This is a genomic window from uncultured Brachyspira sp. (assembly GCF_944388875.1).
Taxonomy (GTDB): Bacteria; Spirochaetota; Brachyspiria; order Brachyspirales; family Brachyspiraceae; genus Brachyspira.
In genome coordinates, this window is record NZ_CALXKQ010000027.1 from 16,007 (window position 1) to 36,245 (window position 20,239).

General features: G+C 28.0%; 16 protein-coding genes. 4 read left to right on the plus strand and 12 right to left on the minus strand.

Features of this window, described 5'->3' with window-relative positions:
- Window positions 1–65: 65 nt before the first annotated feature.
- The 9 genes from Q0J69_RS12270 to Q0J69_RS12310 all read right to left on the minus strand — a co-directional run bounded on the left by Q0J69_RS12270 (window position 66) and on the right by Q0J69_RS12310 (window position 8,030).
- Entirely contained in the window at window positions 66–287 is a 222-nt protein-coding gene (locus tag Q0J69_RS12270) for a hypothetical protein (protein WP_297207993.1), read from the minus strand.
- On the minus strand, window positions 236–721 hold the full coding sequence (locus tag Q0J69_RS12275) for a DUF3226 domain-containing protein (RefSeq protein WP_297207995.1): 486 nt from the start codon (window positions 719–721) through the stop codon (window positions 236–238). The genes Q0J69_RS12270 and Q0J69_RS12275 overlap by 52 nt, the downstream gene beginning before the upstream one ends.
- Window positions 722–724: 3 nt before the next feature.
- Window positions 725–1,795, minus strand: a complete 1,071-nt coding sequence (locus tag Q0J69_RS12280) for an ATP-binding protein (RefSeq protein WP_297207996.1) — start codon at window positions 1,793–1,795, stop codon at window positions 725–727.
- A 234-nt stretch (window positions 1,796–2,029) separates the two neighbouring features.
- Window positions 2,030–2,986 (minus strand): protein translocase subunit SecF, encoded by a 957-nt coding sequence (secF, locus tag Q0J69_RS12285; RefSeq protein ID WP_297207998.1) that lies wholly within the window; start codon window positions 2,984–2,986, stop codon window positions 2,030–2,032.
- 29 nt (window positions 2,987–3,015) lie between these two features.
- Window positions 3,016–4,527, minus strand: a complete 1,512-nt coding sequence (gene secD, locus Q0J69_RS12290) for a protein translocase subunit SecD (protein WP_297207999.1) — start codon at window positions 4,525–4,527, stop codon at window positions 3,016–3,018.
- 32 nt (window positions 4,528–4,559) lie between these two features.
- The gene (yajC, locus tag Q0J69_RS12295; RefSeq protein ID WP_297208000.1) at window positions 4,560–4,988 is read right to left on the minus strand and encodes a preprotein translocase subunit YajC; all 429 of its coding nucleotides are present in this window, start codon (window positions 4,986–4,988) and stop codon (window positions 4,560–4,562) included.
- 599 nt (window positions 4,989–5,587) lie between these two features.
- On the minus strand, window positions 5,588–6,562 hold the full coding sequence (locus Q0J69_RS12300) for an NrtA/SsuA/CpmA family ABC transporter substrate-binding protein (RefSeq protein WP_297208001.1): 975 nt from the start codon (window positions 6,560–6,562) through the stop codon (window positions 5,588–5,590).
- A gap of 36 nt (window positions 6,563–6,598) precedes the next feature.
- Entirely contained in the window at window positions 6,599–7,312 is a 714-nt protein-coding gene (locus Q0J69_RS12305) for an ABC transporter ATP-binding protein (protein WP_297208003.1), read from the minus strand.
- A complete protein-coding gene (locus Q0J69_RS12310) occupies window positions 7,302–8,030 on the minus strand; it encodes an ABC transporter permease (protein WP_297208005.1) in 729 nt (242 codons plus the stop codon). Before Q0J69_RS12310 ends, Q0J69_RS12305 begins: the two co-directional genes overlap by 11 nt.
- Before the next feature lie 266 nt (window positions 8,031–8,296).
- Here Q0J69_RS12310 and Q0J69_RS12315 point away from each other — a divergent pair, with 266 nt between their 5' ends.
- Window positions 8,297–8,857, plus strand: a complete 561-nt coding sequence (locus Q0J69_RS12315; RefSeq protein ID WP_297208007.1) for a DUF4234 domain-containing protein — start codon at window positions 8,297–8,299, stop codon at window positions 8,855–8,857.
- A 152-nt stretch (window positions 8,858–9,009) separates the two neighbouring features.
- Here Q0J69_RS12315 and Q0J69_RS12320 read toward each other — a convergent pair whose 3' ends face one another.
- Genes Q0J69_RS12320 through Q0J69_RS12330 form a run of 3 tightly spaced genes read right to left on the minus strand, consistent with a single transcriptional unit; the run spans window position 9,010 to window position 13,601 of the window.
- The gene (locus tag Q0J69_RS12320) at window positions 9,010–11,076 is read right to left on the minus strand and encodes a DUF262 domain-containing HNH endonuclease family protein (protein ID WP_297208008.1); all 2,067 of its coding nucleotides are present in this window, start codon (window positions 11,074–11,076) and stop codon (window positions 9,010–9,012) included.
- Window positions 11,077–11,094: 18 nt separating this feature from the next.
- Window positions 11,095–11,997: a nicotinamidase gene (locus tag Q0J69_RS12325; protein WP_297208010.1), complete on the minus strand. Its 903-nt coding sequence runs from the start codon at window positions 11,995–11,997 to the stop codon at window positions 11,095–11,097.
- Between the two features lie 11 nt (window positions 11,998–12,008).
- Entirely contained in the window at window positions 12,009–13,601 is a 1,593-nt protein-coding gene (locus Q0J69_RS12330; protein ID WP_297208012.1) for an aryl-sulfate sulfotransferase, read from the minus strand.
- A gap of 481 nt (window positions 13,602–14,082) precedes the next feature.
- Between Q0J69_RS12330 and Q0J69_RS12335 the strand changes: the two genes are divergently transcribed.
- Genes Q0J69_RS12335 through Q0J69_RS12345 form a run of 3 tightly spaced genes read left to right on the plus strand, consistent with a single transcriptional unit; the run spans window position 14,083 to window position 19,858 of the window.
- Window positions 14,083–15,456 carry a TolC family protein gene (locus tag Q0J69_RS12335; RefSeq protein ID WP_297208014.1) on the plus strand — a complete coding sequence of 458 codons (1,374 nt, stop codon included), beginning with the start codon at window positions 14,083–14,085 and terminating at the stop codon, window positions 15,454–15,456.
- A gap of 10 nt (window positions 15,457–15,466) precedes the next feature.
- The gene (locus Q0J69_RS12340) at window positions 15,467–16,687 is read left to right on the plus strand and encodes an efflux RND transporter periplasmic adaptor subunit (protein ID WP_297208016.1); all 1,221 of its coding nucleotides are present in this window, start codon (window positions 15,467–15,469) and stop codon (window positions 16,685–16,687) included.
- Between the two features lie 33 nt (window positions 16,688–16,720).
- A complete protein-coding gene (locus Q0J69_RS12345) occupies window positions 16,721–19,858 on the plus strand; it encodes an efflux RND transporter permease subunit (RefSeq protein WP_297208018.1) in 3,138 nt (1,045 codons plus the stop codon).
- Window positions 19,859–20,239 lie beyond the last annotated feature (381 nt).

The following is a 20,239-nucleotide window of genomic DNA, read 5'->3' on the forward strand; positions in this document are numbered from 1 at the left end:
CATACTAATTTTAGTATATTAAAATTACTACAATTAATAAGACAGTTTATAGATTTAATAATATTTTATTTAAACATTGTGCTTAAAAAATTAATTAAATCTTCTAATATTAAAGAATCTAAATAATCATTACAATCCTGAAATAATCCTCCTATAGTGTTTCTCTTTTTACACTTTACAGATATGAATGCAAGTATTTTAGATTTTAATAAATGTGCTTCATTATCTCCCTGATTTATATAATTATTAGCACAATCAAAAAGACTATTAACACAATTATTATACAAATCTTTATCTTTCTCCAAAAAATTTTTTCTACTAAATGCTCCAAACAGCCTGAAGTTTTATCATAAGTTTTTGATGTTAGAAATAACCCTTTATCATAGTAATAATAAATATTTTGATTTTTATTGTATTCACATTTTATAATATCATTAAAAATATTAAATCTTTTTTGGGCATTATTTTCTGCATCAACTACAATAGCAAGTTTTTCTATATTATTATAGTTGGAAGTTTTTATAAATGAAGTAATATTATTTTTATTATCAACCTCATTGATTGTAATTATTTGAATGATGTTATCATCTTCTATAAATTTAGATACATTTTTATTTTCAACATTTAATCCTAATTTTTTATTAATTAAAAGAGAACATAAATCCCTCTCATCATTTCCTTCAACAAGAAGAACTTTTTTAGCCATAGGATTATTAAGCATTATTTATCTTACCTCCCAATTATCCATAGCATTATTTAATTCTTCATTATTATATATTATAGCTTGATACTTATACTTTTCTTTTTTGTCAGCCTCTATTCTTATGCCTTGAATATCATTATTTGAATTGTATTCATTTTTTACTTCATTATAAACATCATTAAAAGCCTTTATGCATTCATAAGAGTGAGTAGTAGCAAAAAGCTGAACATTATTTTTATAACATACTTTAAATAAAGAAATCCATAAATTTCTTAAAGAACTATAATGAAATCCATTATCAATTTCATCTATAAATAAAACTCCATTTGGAATAAATGATGTATTAACTATATAACTAAATATTTTATATATTCCGGCCCCTAATGCATTTATAGGTAAATATCTGTCAAGCCCTATATCTGCCTCACAAATTTTATTTGATGATATTCTAATTGCTTCTAAATCAGGTATTATAGGTTTTAGACAGTCTATAATAATTTTATCTTGTTTTAAATTTTGAATACTATTAAATACATTTATAGTATGTTTTTTAGCACTTTCTTCTATAAAAAATAAATCATTAATAAAGCTATAAAGTAATGATATATTTTTATAAACTGAAAAATATATTATATTTTGATTATATACTTCAAGCTTACTATTGATTGGTTCAAAACTATTGTCAAGCTGTATGTTATTATTTATGAGCATCGGAAGTTTTATAGTTTGTCCATTATCATTTTCTACTTGATAATAAATACCATCTAAGGCATTTTCTGTTAATGATTTTATAGGATATATATTTAATTCTTTCTTTGAAGTTTTTATATTTATAGGATTAGAATAATCAAAATTATTGAAAATCAATTCTAAATTATTATTTAAAGGTATATCTCTTTGAAAAAATGAAGAAGATAAAACTGTGTTGCTTCTATACATATTACAATATAAAAACAATGCCTCTAAAAGATTGCTTTTTCCCACACTGTTTTTACCGAATATTAAATTAAATCTTTTAAAACTGTCAATAGAAAATTCTTTGAAGCATTTAAAATTACTTATACTAATATTTGGTATTTGAATCTTATTCATAATTTTATTCCATTATTAATTTAATAGTAAAAAAATAATATACTAAAATCAATATATTGTCAAAAATATAGATAATAATATCATTATGAAATTGATAATGATATTTTGTATATACTGAAAATTTTTAAGTTTGTAAAAAATAATTTTTATATTGTTACAAAACTTCTATATTGCAAATAAAAAGAGTACACATTATAAATGCATACTCTTATTAATAATCATTCAATATTAATTTTAATCTTTTTTAGTTTTCATAAATAATATTAAAAGTCCGCTTGCTATAAAGTTACTAGCATAAGTACCTATAACAACACCGCAGAAGAATGTAAATGCAAAATCATAAAGTATGAATCCGCCCCATATCATTATAGCTAATACCGCAAGAAGAGTAGAAACACCAGTAATAATAGTTCTTCCAACAACATTATTCAAACTTACATTAACAATCTCTTTAAATGGTCTTTTAACATCAGAATTTTCTCTTATTCTATCAAATACTACTATTATGTCATTAATTGTATAACCTATTAAAGTAAGCATTGAAGAGAGAACAAGTACAGAAAACTCTTTATTTAAGAAAAGAAGTATACCAAATACTATAACTACATTATGTATAAGTGTAATTATAGCAGGAAATGCATATCTATAATTGAATCTTATAGTAATGTAAATCATAATTATAATCCAAGAAACAATTATAAGTATGAAAGCTAATTTCAAATTATCAGCAGAAACTACACCGCTTATAATATTACTTCCTATTAGATTAACTTTTTCCTGAGTATATTTATCATAAAGAACCTTCATAGCTTTATCAGATTCTTCATTAGAGCCTCTGAATCTTAAAAGAAAAGCATTTATATTATTGTCGCCCTCAAGCTCCTGTATATTAACAGTTTCAGTACCGAAATTATTATATAAAGCTCTTATCTCAGCAATATTAATAACTTCAGGATTATCTATCTTTACCTTTAATTCCACACCGCCTGCAAAGTCAATGCCCATATTAAAACTATTATTATTAAGCTTACTTACAAATAAACCAATAGATGCTATAAATAGTATAGCAGATATAACAGCAGCAATAGGCATAAATTTAACAAAAGGTATTTTATTTTTTGTTAAATCATTATTCTCTTTTTTATCCGTATTATTTTTAACTGTATTTTCTTTTTTAATTTCTTCACTCATCATAAAATCCCAATCAATTTTTCATTATATTATATAAAGAAGAACCCTGCTTTCTTTACCACCTTAGTACGTATTAACTCTTCATAAATATATCTAGTAATAAACACAGCAGTAAATAGGTTTATCAAAATACCAAAGAATAAAGTAATAGCAAAACCTTGTACTGGACCGCTTCCGAATATCCATAATATTAAAGCTACAATAATAGTAGTAATGTTGGAGTCAAATATTGTAGCAAAAGCTCTGTCATAACCAGAAATAATAGCATCAGCAACATTAGATTTAATTTTTAATTCATCTTTGATACGCTCAAAAATGATAACATTGGCATCAACCGCCATACCTATAGTAAGGATAAGTCCAGCAATACCAGGTAAAGTTAAAGTAAATCTTAATGGAGATAATACTGCTATAATAAGTATTACATTTACAAGCATAGCAATTGTAGCTAAAACTCCAGAAAGTCTGTAAACTGCTATCATAAATACAGCAACTAAAATAGCTGCCATAAGTAAAGCTGTAGCACCGCCTTTAACAGAGTCAGCACCTATAGACTGACCTACAACCTCTTCTTCTACAATAGTTACATTAAGAGGTAAAGCACCTTCTTTTAATATTCTAGCTAAATCCTGAGCTTCTTCTAAAGTAAATCTTCCAGTGATAACACCACGTCCGCCTCTAATCTCATCATTGATATTAGGGGCACTTATAACTTTATCATCCAATACTATAGCAAGCATTCTGTTTTTATTTTGTGCTGTAACTTCGGCAAACTGAGTAGAACCTTCTCCATTAAGCTCAAACTCAACAGTAACCTCTCCGAACTCGCCTCCTCCTACTTGGGCATTAATCAAAGCACTTCCCTCAAGCGAAGGCTCTTTATTAACAATAACAGGAGCTCCTCTAACTCTTCTCCCAAAATCATCTTTTTCACTGTAGAAATAAAGCTGTTTTCCGTATTCAGGAACTTTAGCTGTATTTGTAAATACACCCATTAACATATCATTAGTAGTTAAATTGGCTGTAGCCTCTTCATCAACTAAATTGAATGTCAAAGCTCCCTGACTTAATACCACACTTTTTATTCTATCTGGATCCCTTGCCCCAGGAAGTTCTACAACTACTCTGTCTTCACCCTGCTTTCTTATTCCAACCTCACTAACTCCGAATTGGTCAATCCTTCCTCTAAGTCTTGATATAAGTCTGTCCATAGCATCATTTTTCTCCTCTGCTGTAAGAGATGAAACACTTCTTTCAAGTCTAGCAGCATACTCTTCAAAATCAGCCTGAAGTACTATTCTTATACCGCCTTGTAAATCCAAACCCATATTCACAGATTCACCTCTTAAACGCTTAAGAGATTGAACACTATCTATCTGTTCCTTACTATATCCTTTAGCTATCATCTCATCTAAAGACATGTTGCTTTCTTCTTTTTTGTCTTCAGATGTAAAGAAATACCATCTTACCGTAGGAGTAATAAACCAAGCCATTACGCCAAGTCCTATAATGATGAATGCCAGTCTTAAATTATGACTCATATTATTATTTTCCTATTATTAATTTTTTGTTATTATTCTTTTTTATCTTCTGCCTGAGCTTTTTCTAAATCTTCTTTTATTTGATTCTTATCCTCTATAGCTTTTTTATCCTCTTTTTTCTTTTCTTCTTTTTTAGGAGGATTAAGCATTTCTTCTGTAACCACAGCTGATATAGAAGATTTGATTATTTCCATTTTTGTATTTTCGCCTACTTTTACTATTGCTATTCTTCCGCCCTCTTTATCTGAAACATATTCAGCTACTATTCCGCCTGCTATTATTATTTTATCGCCTTTTTTTAATTCAGCTATACTTTGTGCTAATTTTTTTTGCTGCTGTTTTTGCGGTCTTATTAGTAAGAAATAAAATATAGCAAATATTGCTATCATCATACCTATTGATACCAACGGATTGCCTGCCTGACCTTGTGCTCCTTGTGCATATAATGTAGCTGTGAACATTCTTTAATTACCTCTTAATTTTTTAGATTTCTTTTGATAGTACATCATATTATCAATAATTTATACTTATGTCAATATTCTTTTATTCTATTACAAATAAAAATTTATATTACTATCAATTATAATATAGCATAAAAATTAATTATTCATACTTATTAATTTATAGTAAATTCAAAATCTATTTAACGCACGGTAAATAAATTTTTTAATATAGTAAAATTTGAATTGCAAATAAATTTATATTTTTCGCCTAAGTTCTGCGTGCGGACAGTAAAAATTATAAATTTAAAAAAAACTTGGGTGGGCAGTGCTATAATAGTTCTAAAATTAAAAAGAAAAACGGCATTAAAATGACTGTAAGTTTAGAAAACCTATAGGGCGGGTGGATGTAAGTAAATTTTTAAAATTAAAAAACTAGTATTTTTTGCAGCTTTAATGAATTCTGATTTAGAAGAGCAGCAAAAAAACTGATATTTTATATATAAAAATATTTCTATCAAATGATTTTATAATAAAAATTGTTAGCTGATACAATCATAAAATAATTATGTATGAATGTAAAAACTAACAATTTCTATTTTTAGAATTTAAAATTATTATTATTTTATTATCAAATCATCTATATTCACTTCAGTTTCTATCATATTATTATTTCTCATAAACTCCTCAGTTTTTTTCATAGATGCTATATCATTATCAGTAATATCTATACTAAAGTCATACATAGTATACATCTCTTTTACAGCCTCATCGCTAAGTCCTGTTTCTTTTGCCGAAATTGCCATAGCCTCATCATAATTATTTTCTATATAGCTTAAAACCTCTCTTTGAGCATTGATAAACTCATCAACCAATACTTTATTACTGTTGTAGAAACTTTCGCTTGTAGCAACTGCTATAGTGGCATCAACCAAACCCTCCCCTGTAGTTACAACATTATAACCGTCTTTTATCATATTATAAGCAGAAGGACCAGCAAGCAAAGCCATATCAACAGAACCTCCAGCTAAAGCAGCCTGAGATTCTGGTATGCCCATTGATATAAACTCTACATCGCTTTCTTTTAATCCTAATGTATTTAAATATGCTGTCAAAAGCTCATGTAATATTGTTCCTTTTGGTCCTGCTATTTTCTTTCCTCTAACTTCATCTGCTGTTTTAAAAGATGTACCTTTAGCAGAAAATAATGTAAAAGCCTTTGGAGATCTGCTGTACATGTTTATAATTTTTATATCAGCATCATTTGCTTTAGCTAGTATTACAGAAGTAGCTCCTACAGCATACAAAAATTGAATATCGCCTGATGCTAATGCCTGAGTTTGTTCAGGACCTGTTGTAAGTTCTGAATATTCTACTGGAATACCGTATTTACTGAATGCATTGCTGAATATTGATTTTTCCTTTTCAACTATTGAAGGAACATTTAAAGGTGCTTTTACATAAGTAACTGCTATTTTCTTAGCGGTAAAATTTGTTGAAGAAGTATTTGATGATGAAGCTGCATTATTACCGCATGAAATAGCAAAAACAGATAAAGCAGCTATAGTAAATACTAATTTAATAGTTTTAAACATTTTAGTTCTCCTTAAAAAAAATTATATATTTAATTTCTAATTTTTAATAGAAAATAAAATATCCTTTTTAATCTCTATAAAATAATTATCTAATATATTTCTTTTATACGGCTTATCAGATAAATCATATTCTTTTTTTATTCTGCCGTTTTCAAATATTATAATCTTACCTCCTAAAATAAGAGCCTCATCAATACTATGCGTTACAAATATAATAGATTTTTTATTTTGCTTATAAATGTTAATGGTTTCATTTTGCAAAGTTTCTCTGGTAAAATAATCTAAAGATGCAAAAGGCTCATCCATTAATATAATATCTACGTCATTGGCTAAAGCACGGGCAATAGAAACTCTCTGCATCATACCAAGAGAAAGCTCAGATGGATAAGCCTTATCAAAACCATTTAGCCCTATCATATTTATAAGACTGTATATTTTATCTTTATATATGTTTTTTTCTTTCTTATTTAGAGAAAAAGCAATATTATCAAATACATTAAGCCAAGGCATAAGTCTAGGCTCTTGAAAAACTATTGATATCTTAGCATTATTTTCTATAATCACATTTCCTGTGTCTGCCTTTTCAAGTCCTGATAGCAATCTTAAAAAAGTAGTTTTACCGCATCCGCTTTTACCCAATATTATAGTAATAGAATTATCTGCTGATTCAAAGTTCATATTATTAATAACATTTATTTTTTTATTATCTATAATAAATGATTTTGAAAGATTTTCTGTTTTAATTTTCAATATAAACTCCTTTAGAATAAGGAAGCTTTTTTATTATATATGAAAATAATATATCAAACAAATAACCTAATAAACCTATGGTAATAATTCCAGCTATAACCTTATCTGACCTTGAAAGCTGCTGAGAGTCGAGTATCATATAACCTAAACCGCTTGATGCTGCTATCATTTCTGCTCCTATTATAGCTCTGAAACTATATCCAAGTCCTATTTTCATGCCCGCAAGTATGCTTGGTAATGCATTTGGAAGCACTATATAAAAAAAAATTTTTAACTTTGAAAACCCAAAAGATTTTCCAACTTCTATTAATTTTTTGTCAGCCGAACATATTGCCTGCCTTATATTAATAAATATTGGAAAAAAAGCAGCCAAAACTATAATTATTATCTTAGGCTTCTCTCCTATTCCAAACCATAATATCAATATAGCTATCAAACTTATAGGAGGAACATTTCTCATAAACTCTATTATATTTCTAAAGTATTCAAATCTTTCCGCTCTTACTCCAAGAATCATTCCGAATATAAAAGCAAAAATAAAAGCTATAGAAAACCCTATTACAACTCTCAAAAGACTTACATATATATTTTTTATTAAATTGCCGTTCATTACTTCTATATAAAAAGCCCTAATTACTCGCTGAGGCGAAGGCAGAACATAAGAACTACATATATGACTTTCACTTGCTATAAACCAAAGTATTAAAATTAATACCAATATAATATTTTGCTTTAGAATCTTCACACTATTATTAAACTATTTATTTTATAATAAACTTTATAAAAATTAATAAATTCATATATGTTAAAAAACCCTAACATATATAAATAATTTGTCAATACATATTTTATTATAATTATTTAGGAGTGTAAGTTTTTGTAATTCTTTTTATCAGATTGATTTATTTATTCGTATATATTACAATCAAAAAATATTACATAATAAAAAAGCAGAATATATAACTTAATTAAGGTTATAATAATATGAATATAGGTGCTGTAAGATCAATTCCTGCAATGTTTCTTTTAAACTTTATCACTTTAGGAATATATCATTATTATTGGATTTACTATATTACTTTAGAAGTTGTGAAGTTTACAAAAAGAAAAGAGATATCTCCTGTTTTGGAGCTTTTACTTTCTGTTATGACTTGTAATCTTTATACAATATATTGGTATAATAAATACGGAAATATTATTCATAAAGAAATAGCTTTAAAAATAGATGAAAATGATAAAGACAATAAAACCCAAATAGTTATGACAGCAAGTATTATTGTATTATCCATTGGCATTCCTATTATAGGAGTTTTAATATTTGCTTTTGTTACAGGAGTACTTGTAAGCGGTATGTCTTTAGCTTATAGAGATTTTAATGTTATTGAATTAATTGATTATAAGCCTAACGTATTATTAGTATTTGCAGGTACTATATTAGTTGGTTTTATTATTCTTTTTGTAATTACCGCCTCTTTACTTATTCCAGACATTATTATGCAGAAAAAATTAAACTCTATATGGGAAAAAATTAGAAATAAAAAATAATTTATTTTAATAATTATCTTCTTAATTTTAGTTTTTTTAATCTGTATATTGTATGAATTATAAATTGATATTTTATCCATAATAAAGTTATATTTAATTAGGATTATTAAATCTTCCGCTATTTATCAAACTAGATATTATATTATTTATAATTAATCTTTATATTTAATATATAGCTCATCTTCCATATCAAATTTTTCTATCAAATATTTAATTAAATAAAATTTTCTTTCACTGCTGTAATTATTTTCTGCAAAATATATATCGTCCATATCTATTGGATATTCTGTTCTAAGCTCATCTTTATTTTTCGTAATTTGAATTAAACTTTGAATTTCTTCTGTAAAAAATAATTCTTTATTTTGTTTATAATAATATTTCAATATAAAAGAAAATAATTTAGAAACATCAGTTATTTTATCAATTTTTTCTCCATTAAATATGGCATAATCTAATTTTTTACCTGTAGGGTCTCCTGCTTCAAATATATTTATCTCTTCATTAATTACATTGTTAATTTTATCAATTTTAATATCTGGATATTTCCATACTAATAGAAATCTTTCACTTAATATTTTAAAACGTTTTTCTAAGTTTTTTACATTCCACTCATTTATTTTTTTCAAATATTCATTAATCCAAAGATGACTATATTTATAACCTTGTTCTTTATTATCTATATTCATATTTTTCTTTTCTAAAAATGTTTTATTTGAAAGTTCTTTGTTATTAGCTGATATTGTTAAATTTGCGATTAAGTGAAGTTTATTTTGCATTATTTTGTATTCTTCATCTGTTAAATCTTTCTTCCATTCTTTAACAGGGTTTTGAGGAAAAATATGCTCTATTTCAAAATCTGTTTTTGAAAAATCAATAATAGTTTTTCCAATTCCCATTTCTAATTTACTGAATAAATACATTTTTCTTTTTGAATTCATAGCATTATAAATATCTTTTTCTTTCAATTTATTAATTATTTCATCATCATTTGGAAATCTTTGAACATTTTTCAATTTGCATAAATATTCTTCTAGTGACTGATAATAATTATTTTTATCTATTTTACTATATAATATCATAAATATTTTATTCATGGCATTACTGAATACATCGCATATAAATCTTCTAAATACAAAAGATTCTATTAAATCAATAATTTTAAAAAAAGTCTTATTATCTATAATTTTATAATGATAATCTTTATAAACTTTTAAAAAGAATGGATATGATACATTTACTTCTATAGTTTTTATATTTTCAAGTTTTATTGATATATTTTTATCAATTTCATTTTTAGGATTAATCAATTTATTATAATATATTGAGTATTCTTTTAGTTCTTCTAAATATTTTTTTATTTCATCCAAATTATTTATGGAATATTTATCTTTAAATTCTTCATATATTCTATTTTTATTTGGTATTTTATTATATTCGGATGTCATAAAATCTCTTATGAAATCTGATACCATATCTTTATTAAGGCTTTCATCTCTTGCATTTTTTTCAATATGTTCCCAGTAGTTTTCGTATATATATTTTTGATCTTTAGAATTTAGCTTCATTAGTATATAGTTTCTTATTAAATCTCCCTGAGATAATGCTAATCCTGTAGAATTTAAACTCTCAAATATACGCTGTGGATCATCATTATTTTTATCTAAAGACATATTTATGAATACTAACTTTTTTAACCCATTTAAAATATCCAAATAATTATCTTTATTAATTTCTTTTTCAAAAAAATTAAAATTATCTATTATATTTGATTTTTCTTTAAATTGAATATTTAAAAAAATAGATTTTAATACTTTATCATTATTTTCTGTAGGCTTTAATTTAATTTTATCTTCTTGTGAACTAACTTTTGCATATTTATTAACTAAATATAGGTCATGTATTTCATTTTTTAATTCAACATCTTTTAAATCATCAGCCAATTTATATATTCTTAAATAGATTAATATTATTGTTGTTATCCTTTGCTGTCCGTCTACTATTATTAATTCTTGTACGCTAGTTATTGGAGCATTATCATTAACATATACAATACTTCCTATAAAATGCTCTCTGTTTAATTTACCTGCTTCTTTTATATCATTGAGTAAAATCTTACATTCTTTTATAGTCCAATCATAATTTCTTTGGTATACTGGAATTACAAATTGTATATTACTTGTTGTTATAAACCTATTTAAATTTTCTTCGTTTGCTTTCATTATAATAACTCCTAAAAATTATATTTCTATTAACTTTATTCCATATTTACTGGATAATTTTTCAAATTTTTTATTAGCTTCATCATTATCAAATATGGCACTGCAGCAGTTCATCATAACATTGATTTTTTTAATTGTATTTTTATCATTAGAATACATTTCGCAAAGCTGACGGACTGTTTCATAAACTCCGAAATCTTTAGACTCTCCGCATATATAAATTTCATTATAATTTTTAAGTCCGTATACCCAAGCCATATCGCAGAATCTTGTTTCATTAGTTATTACCTCAGGAGCAACAGCACCGTACATATCAGAAAACTGCTCCTTTCCTTTCATAATCTTATTTATTCTGTTTTCCTTCGCTCTCTCATAAAATAAAAGCATATTGTTTAATTGCTTATCCAACAGCCATCCGTCTGTAGCATATATGCAATGATAAGGCCATATTATTATATTCTGTTTTCCTAAACTATCCAGCTTTTCTAAGTATTCTATTTGTTCTTTTTTATTTAACGGCACAATTTCATTTTTTATTATCTTGTCCAATGTTATTTCTGTAAACGGTTCTATTTCATCTCCATTTCTTTTTCTCCATAAAAACGGATGAAATATAAAATTGTATTCATGCGTATCAAAAGTTGTATATATTGCAGATATATATTCCAGCTTTTCAAAAATAAATCTTGTTATTCTTTCTATATCTTTAACAGCACCCTTAATAGGCAATACTCCTTTTTTTGTATCTATAAAATCTCTTTGGGCATCAACTATAATTAATGCTATGCCGTTATTCGTATGCTTTACTTTTATCTCTTTTGAGTAATTAGATGCTAATTCAAATATTTCTTTCTGATTTATAGGATTTCTTTCATCTCCTATATATTTTTCATTCACTATTTTTTTGTATAAATCTTCCATCTTTTAATCCTTTAAAAAGAAGCATCTTTATTATACTCTCTGTTTTCCTCATAATATAAAGGCATTTTATCAATTCTGTAAATTCCCCAAGTCCTTATTCCAAATCTTAAATGATAATATACTTCTTTAGTATCTTTATTAACTTCCATTATCTGTGAATTGTTGCCGAAATCAAGCAGCATATTTCCATTGGTTAAAAAATCTATATCGGATATATAATGAGAATATAATTTATTTTCTGTTTTATACTCATATATTTTTTCTGCTTTCCAATTTCCATGAGAACCAGTTATTTTATATTCTACATACCTTGATCCATTAGGATTTTGTTCTTCATCTCCCTGATTATCAAACATGCCTATTACATTAGTTGATATTAAAAATAAAGCATGCTGACTTTTAGGTCCGTCAGTATTTCCATCCCCAAGTACTTTATAAGGATCGAATGATCTTAAATCTTTTAAATATCTGCCGTAAGGATTGTAGGATTCCATTGTGTCTAATGTATCATCAGCCATATACCATATAAGCTCCCATTCGCTGTAGTCTACCGCCATAACTGCTAAACTTCTCACTGATAAATAAAGTATATCATTGGCTTCATCATATACAAGAGAGTTGCAATGAGCCCAATCCATAGGAAAATATTTTTTTCTCCCTATGCTGTAATATTTATTATCCTTATCAAATATAAGTTTTTTTAAATATTCTTTTTCTGCCTCATCTCCGTTTTTATTAACTATCTTTTTTATCAAATCTCCGACATATAAATCTCTAATCATATTGCCGCTGCTGTCAACTTCGCAAACTCTATCCTCAACTCCCCAAGCAGAATTGGCAAGCATTATATAATTGCTGTCAGACTTTTTTCTTATAGTGTCATGATGAACGCCTATATCAAGTTTTGTAACATCTAATTTGGCATTCCCAAGCAAATCGCTTACTCCCATAGTATCATAAATAACAATATCATTATCTTCATTGATAACTTTTGCTATTTCATTAGTAAGATAAAAATTAGAATAATTCACATAACGCAGATTTCCATTTCTGCTTACTCCCATTAAGAAAAGTCCCTTCCAGCTTCTATTTATAACAGGGCTTGCAAAATATATCTCTTCATTATTATCCTGTAAATTGCTTACAGCATTTTCATCATTTATATTAGAGAAATGAATATTCTCCTCGGGTCTTAAGTCTTTTATAACTCTATTCGTAGCTGGTATATAAATTCCATCTATAGATAATTTTTCTACTACTATATTAGTTGATATTCTATTCGTTCCGTTAATTATATGAATAGTATTTGTATTTTCAGAGTACATTCCATGTATTGCAAAATTAGAGCCGTAATTTTTAGGATAAGTATGTATTATATCATTATCTCCAAGCCTTCCTTCAACAATAACTGTAACAGGATAATTATTATTAGTTTCTGTTTTATACACTAATGACAATGGAGTTTGTCCGTTTGGATTTAATATAAGTTCTCCTATTTTATCATCAGGAAGCGTAGCAATTTTATTTGAGCATGATAATAAAATAAGCGGTATAATTGCTAATGATAATCTCTCATAATAGGTAGATAATAATTTATTTTTCATAAATAAACAATGCCTCCATAATCATATTATTTTTTTATTCTAAATAATAATATAATTTAATGCAATAAAAAATTACATAAAATTTACAATAATACAGTATATATTTTTATATAGTATAACAATTATTTATAGTCTTTATTGTATATTTACTTTTATTAACATTATATTTTGATATTGTATAAAAAAATACCAAAATGAACAAATAGTATATGTTATTTGTATTATTTGTTTAATATTAATTAATATGTAATATTATAATAGTAATTTTTATCTTTTTTATATAAAAATGGTTATATTATATATTGTAAAAAATATTTACAATATATATAATGATTATATATGTATATGGGAACTATTTTCATAGATATTCGTCTAATTATTAGAGTTTATACATATAATGGGTTGATATTTTTTACTCTAAGTTTATAATATGAATTTACATAAGTGTAAAAATTAATATAAACTTACCTAGGAGCGGATAGTGAGATTTTATGCTACTTTAGTTTTAAGTTTATTATTTAGTTTTGTCTTATATTCTCAGGATACGAATTTAGCACAGGAAGAAGCTGTAACTAATAATAGAATTTCAATAACATTAGAAGACGCTTTAGATATAGCCTTTGATAATGATAAAACATTGAAGCAGGCAGAATATAATGTACGAATAGCTCAGGTTCAGAAAGATGCTTCATTTTCAGATTTATTTATGCCTTCTTTGAGTATAAGCGGAGGATTAAATCTATCAGAATCTCAGGAATATACCGTTAATGATGTTGGTACTGGTATTTACACAAGCCCTGATAGTTGGTCTGCAAGTGCTACTTTATCAAAAACTCTTTTTACTGGATTTAGGAATTGGAATACTGACAGGGCAAGAGATGTTAATTTAAAAATGCAGAAAGAAATTTACTATGATGAGATGAAAAATGTTGATCTTAATACAAAGTTAAATTTCTATAATACTTTTGTAGCACAGGAGAATTACAGGGTATATTTGCAGCAGCAGATGAATTACAGCAATAGGATGAGAGAAACTTATGTAAAGTACAGAAATGGACAGGTTTCAGAATACGAATATTTAAATGCTAAAGTTCAGTATGAAAGTACTAAGCCTCAGGTGGTAACATTAAGCAATCAGTATCAGAGCTTAAAATTAACTTTTATACGCCAAATCGGAATTACAAATTCTTCTGATGATGTTGATTTAATTGGAAGCATACTGGATGCAACTAATATTACACTCCCAGATATGCCTTATGATGATTTGCTTACTATTATAATGAATAATAATATAGAATTAAAAAATATGAGCAGCAATTTGGAAATGCTTGAATATAACAGAAAGGTTGCCAGAAGTTATTTATGGCCTACTTTTTCTGCTAATGCTAATGTTGGAATATCTACAGTAGATAAGATAAAGATGAACAATAATAGGGAATTTTATAAAGATAGAACAGGAGAGTTTAATTGGGGAGTAGGATTTTCTTTAAGCTATGCTCTTGATTCTTTGCTTCCATTCTCATCTACGGCAAAAGGTGCTGAGGAAATAGAATTAAGTATAAGACAGATGGAAGTAAATTATGAACAGCTGAGAGATACTATAGAGGTAAGCAGCAGAGATTTGATTTCTACAGCTAAATCTCAGGCTCTCAATTTACAATCGCAGGCCGAGAATGCAAGGACAGCAGCCTATGCTTTACAGATGGCTCAAAGGCAGTACAGAGGCGGTACATTATCAATGCTTGAGGTTAATGACGCCGAGGTAACTTACTTGAATGCACAGCTTGCATATTTACAGGCTATATATGAATATTTTTCAAGCACATTGCAGGTATTAAAACTTTTAGGTGCTTAAATAGGAGATAATGATGAGATTTGAAAGAATAATTATTTTAATGTTATGTTTATCTATATTTTTTGCTTCATGTAATAGAAATAAAGCAGATTTAAAGAAAAAAGAGAATCCTATAAGTGTATTGGTGGCAGCCCCTATAAAACAGCATTTGGATGAATATTTAGAGCTTTCTGCAGAAATTAAGGCTATAAAAGAAGTAGAAATTTCTTCTGATGTACCTGGAAAAATAGCTAATATATTAAAATATGAAGGAAGTTTTGTTAATAAAGGCGATACTATAGCATTAATAGACAGATTCGTTATAGGTGCAAATTATGCTTATGCCCCAGCAAGAACTCCTATATCAGGATATGTTACAACTACATACATGGCTGTAGGAGCTTCAATAGCCGCATCTACTCCTATAGCAAATGTTGCTGATATAAGCCAATTAGAAGTTGAAATACAGGTTCCCGAACGTTCTATTGCAGGTATAGAATTAGGGCAGAAAGTTTTTATAAGAGTTCCTTCTTCTCCTAATAAAGAAATAGAAGCTGTCATTACAAAAAGAGATTATGCTGTTAATCCTTCTACACGTACTTTAATGGTTAAAGCTTTAATAGATAATAAAGATAAACTTTTACTTCCGGGTATGTTTTCTGACGTATCAATATTACTTAATTCTGCCGATAATGTATTTGTTATACCTAACAGTTCTGTCTTTAGCGATGATTTAGGTAAAAATTATATATATGTAGTAAAAGAGGATAATTCTAATAATCCTCCTACAGAAGGCAAAGCATCAGATAATACAAACACTCAATACAGAGCATATACAAGAGAAGTTAGCGTATTATTTACTTCCAAAGATAAAGTTGCTTTAAGCGGAGGACTTGAAGAAGGCGAAGAGGTGGTAATGTTTGGACGTGAATTCTTAAAAAACGGCTCTCTAGTTAATAGAATAGAAAATGACCCTACAATATTAGAATATATTACTCCTCCTACAACATTAGCATCTGCTCAGACTAATATAACTAATACTGCTAATCAAACATCTGCTGTAAAAAATACAAATACAACCGCAGTAAAGAATACTAATACCTCTAAACCTGCAGCAAATGTAAAACCTGCAGCGACTGTAAAAAATACAAACAGCACTACTACTAAGCCTTCTCCTGCAAAACAACAAAATAATAACAATAATAATACACAAAATAATTCTAGCGATACTATTTACTCAGTAGGCGGCTGATTTATATATAGTTTTAATTAAGGAGCGATTTTTATGAGAAGTTTTATTGAACTAATAGTAAAAAGACCCGTTGCAGTATTTATGGGTATAGTTGCTGTTATAATACTTGGGGCTGTAAGTTTATCGAGACTCCCTGTTGATTTTTTGCCTGATATGGAACTGCCTTATATCAGTATTAGAACTACTTATGATAATGCAGGTCCTGAAGAAGTTGAAAAATCAGTTTCAAAGATCATTGAGGGAGCTGTTTCATCTGTTAATAATATTAAAGAAGTAAGTTCATCTTCTGAGGAGGAAGATTCAAGGGTCTTTGTAGAGTTTAACTGGGGAAGTGATTTAGCTTCGGCTACTGCTGATATTAGAGAGGCTATAGATAGAATCAGAAAATCATTGCCTGATGATGCAGAAAGCCCTGCTGTTTATAAATTTTCTACTGATAATATACCTATTATGGAAGTATCTTTTTATGGTACAGAAAACCTATCAGCATTATATAACTTGGTAGATAATCAGGTATTAACCAGTATAGAGCAGGTAGGCGGCGTTGCTATGGCTGAGATTAGAGGAGGACTTAAAACTCAGGTAAAAGTGGATGTTGATATGAACAGACTTCAGGCTTATGGGCTTGATATAAACTCCATTGTAAATACTTTGGCATTAGAGAATCAGAATATATCAGGCGGCGAAACTTATGAAGGTGTTTATAAATATACTTTAAGAACTACTGGAGAGTTCAAAAATGTTAATGATATAGGCAATGTTGTTGTAGCATTAAAAACCAACAGCACTCCTATAAGACTTAGGGAATTGGCTACTATTTATGAAGGATATGATGAGGACGGAGATGTTATTAAAGTTAATGGTACTCCTGCTGTTACTGTTTCTATAAATAAAGAATCTGGTGCTAATACTGTTGCTGTTTCTGATGGTATTAAAAAAAGACTTGATACTCTCAATTTGCCTGAAGGAATTAAATATGAGGTATTATTTAATAGCGCTGATAATGTTAATAAAGCTATAAAGGGTGTACTTGATACTGCTTGGCAGGGAGGTTTATTTGCTGTTATAATACTTATGCTCTATTTGTGGAATGTTAGAACTGTACTTATTATCGCAATATCAATTCCTATGTCAATTATTGTAACATTTACTCTTATGTATTTCTTCGGAACTACTTTAAATATTATATCGCTTTCAGGGCTTGTACTTGGTATTGGTATGATGGTTGATAACTCTATTGTCGTGCTTGAAAATATATTCTTTTACAGAAATAACGGATACGGTAAATATTCTTCAGCCATAGACGGAACTTCTACTGTGGCACTTGCAATATCTGCTTCTACTCTTACAACAATAGCTGTATTTTTGCCTTTCTTATTTGTTGAAGGTCAAACTGGTCAGATGTTCAGAGATTTATGTATAACAGTTACAGTTTCTATGATAGCTTCTTTGGCTGTTGCTTTAACTATAGTTCCTATGCTTGGGGCTAGACTTGTAACTACTAAAAAATCTAAACATTTAATTAAATTTGAAAATTTCTTTGATAAGCATTTTCACTCTAAAGTTAATTATGTTTATGAAAAAGTATTAACCTATTCTGTAGGACATAAAAACAGAGTTCTTATACCTGTTATATGTGTGGTTGTTTCAGTTATTGTTGTTGGTGTTATATTTATAGGTAAAGAGGGGTTTCCTGAGTCTGATGAAGGACAATTTAGAGCACAGATTACAATGCCTGTAGGCACAAGAAAAGAACAGACTTCATCATTTGTTGATAGAATGAGAAAGGATGTAGAAGAGGTTGTAGGCAAGGATTTAAGTAGAGTTCAGACTAGAGCAAGATCTGGTTCTGATGCTAACAGAGGAGAGATAAGAGCTCAGCTTATAGATAAATCTCAGGGAAGAAAATTAGAAACAGAAGAATATGTTGAGCTTGTAAGAAAAAGACTAGCCAGTTATCCTGCTACTATAAACGTAGACAGTGTTACTAGTATGAAAGGAGGCGGAAACAGTGATTCTAGCGGTATAGATATAGATATAGTTGGAGAAGATTTAACTAGAGCTAGAGAGCTTGCTAATAATATAATAACAGCATTACAGGATGTTCCAGGACTTAGAGATGTACGTTTGAAAAAAAGCGATGCAAGTCCAGAGCTTAATGTTACTATTAACAGAGATTTGGCTTCTAAAATGGGACTTAATATAAATACTGTTGCCAACTCTATTAAAACAAGTTTCGGAGGGACTACTGCTACTAGAATGACTCCTGAAAACTCTGATGTTACTGATATTGATGTTATAGTTAGATTAAATGAAAGAGATAGAATAAATATAGATGATGTTAAAAGAATGCTTATACCTACAACTGCTGGTATGGTTCCAGTATCTGCGGTTGCTAATGTAGATAAAACTTTTGCTCCTAGCGAGATTAACAGAAAAAATGACAGCAGAATAACATCTATTACTGCCTCAGGCTATGGCAGACCTATGAATCAGATAGTTGAAGATATACAGGCTGTTATCAATGAAAAAGTATTCATACCTTCTGGATTTACTATAATTTATTCAGGGGACTATGAAGACATGCAGGAGGCATTCGGACAGCTTATACAGGCATTATTATTGGCTTTGGTATTAGTTTATGCTATTATGGCTAGTCAGTTTGAATCATATATTGCTCCTTTTGTTATAGCACTTGCAATACCTTTTGGTTTTGCTGGTTCTCTTACGCTGCTTCTTATTACAGGACAGACTTTAAGTGTATACAGCGGTATTGGGGTTATAGTTCTTATTGGTATAGTAGTAAATAATGGTATTGTACTCATAGACTATATGAATCAGCTTATGCATGAGAAGAAGATTAATGGAGATGCTGCTGCTTTGCTTGCGGGTCCTAGACGTTTAAGACCTGTACTTATGACTTCGCTTACAACTATATTAGGGCTTCTTCCAATGGCATTATCAGGCGGAGAGGGTAATGAGATGTATCAGCCTTTATCATTGGCTGTACTTGGAGGTTTGACAGTTTCTACTATGTTTACTCTTGTTATAGTTCCTACTGTTTATGCTGCTATTAGAAATAGAATACCTCTTAAAGATTATGAGGCTAAAGACATTGAGAGCAGAGAAACAGCTGGTATCGATGATGCTTTAAGCACTCCCGGTAAATAATTAGATAGAAATATAAAAGGCTTGGGTTTAATACCTAAGCTTTTTTATTACCGCACGCAGAATAAAATTAAAAAATATAAATCTATATGCTATTCAAATTTTGTTATATTAAAAAATTTTGTTCAGCGTGCGTTAATGAATTTTAAATCTAATAATAACTTGGGCGGGCTTGCTTTTTTTATTAAACAGAAAAATTAATTAGAATGCTTTTTTTATAAAAGCAGTAAATTTATAAGGGCGGGGTATGTAATTAATTTTTTAAATTTAATTATATTTTCCCACCCTTTAGATTTTTTGTTTTTATCCATATTTTTGTACTACTTTTCTTTTTTATTTTATTCTGTTATTTTAACTGCCCACCCAAGCATTTTTTAAATTTGA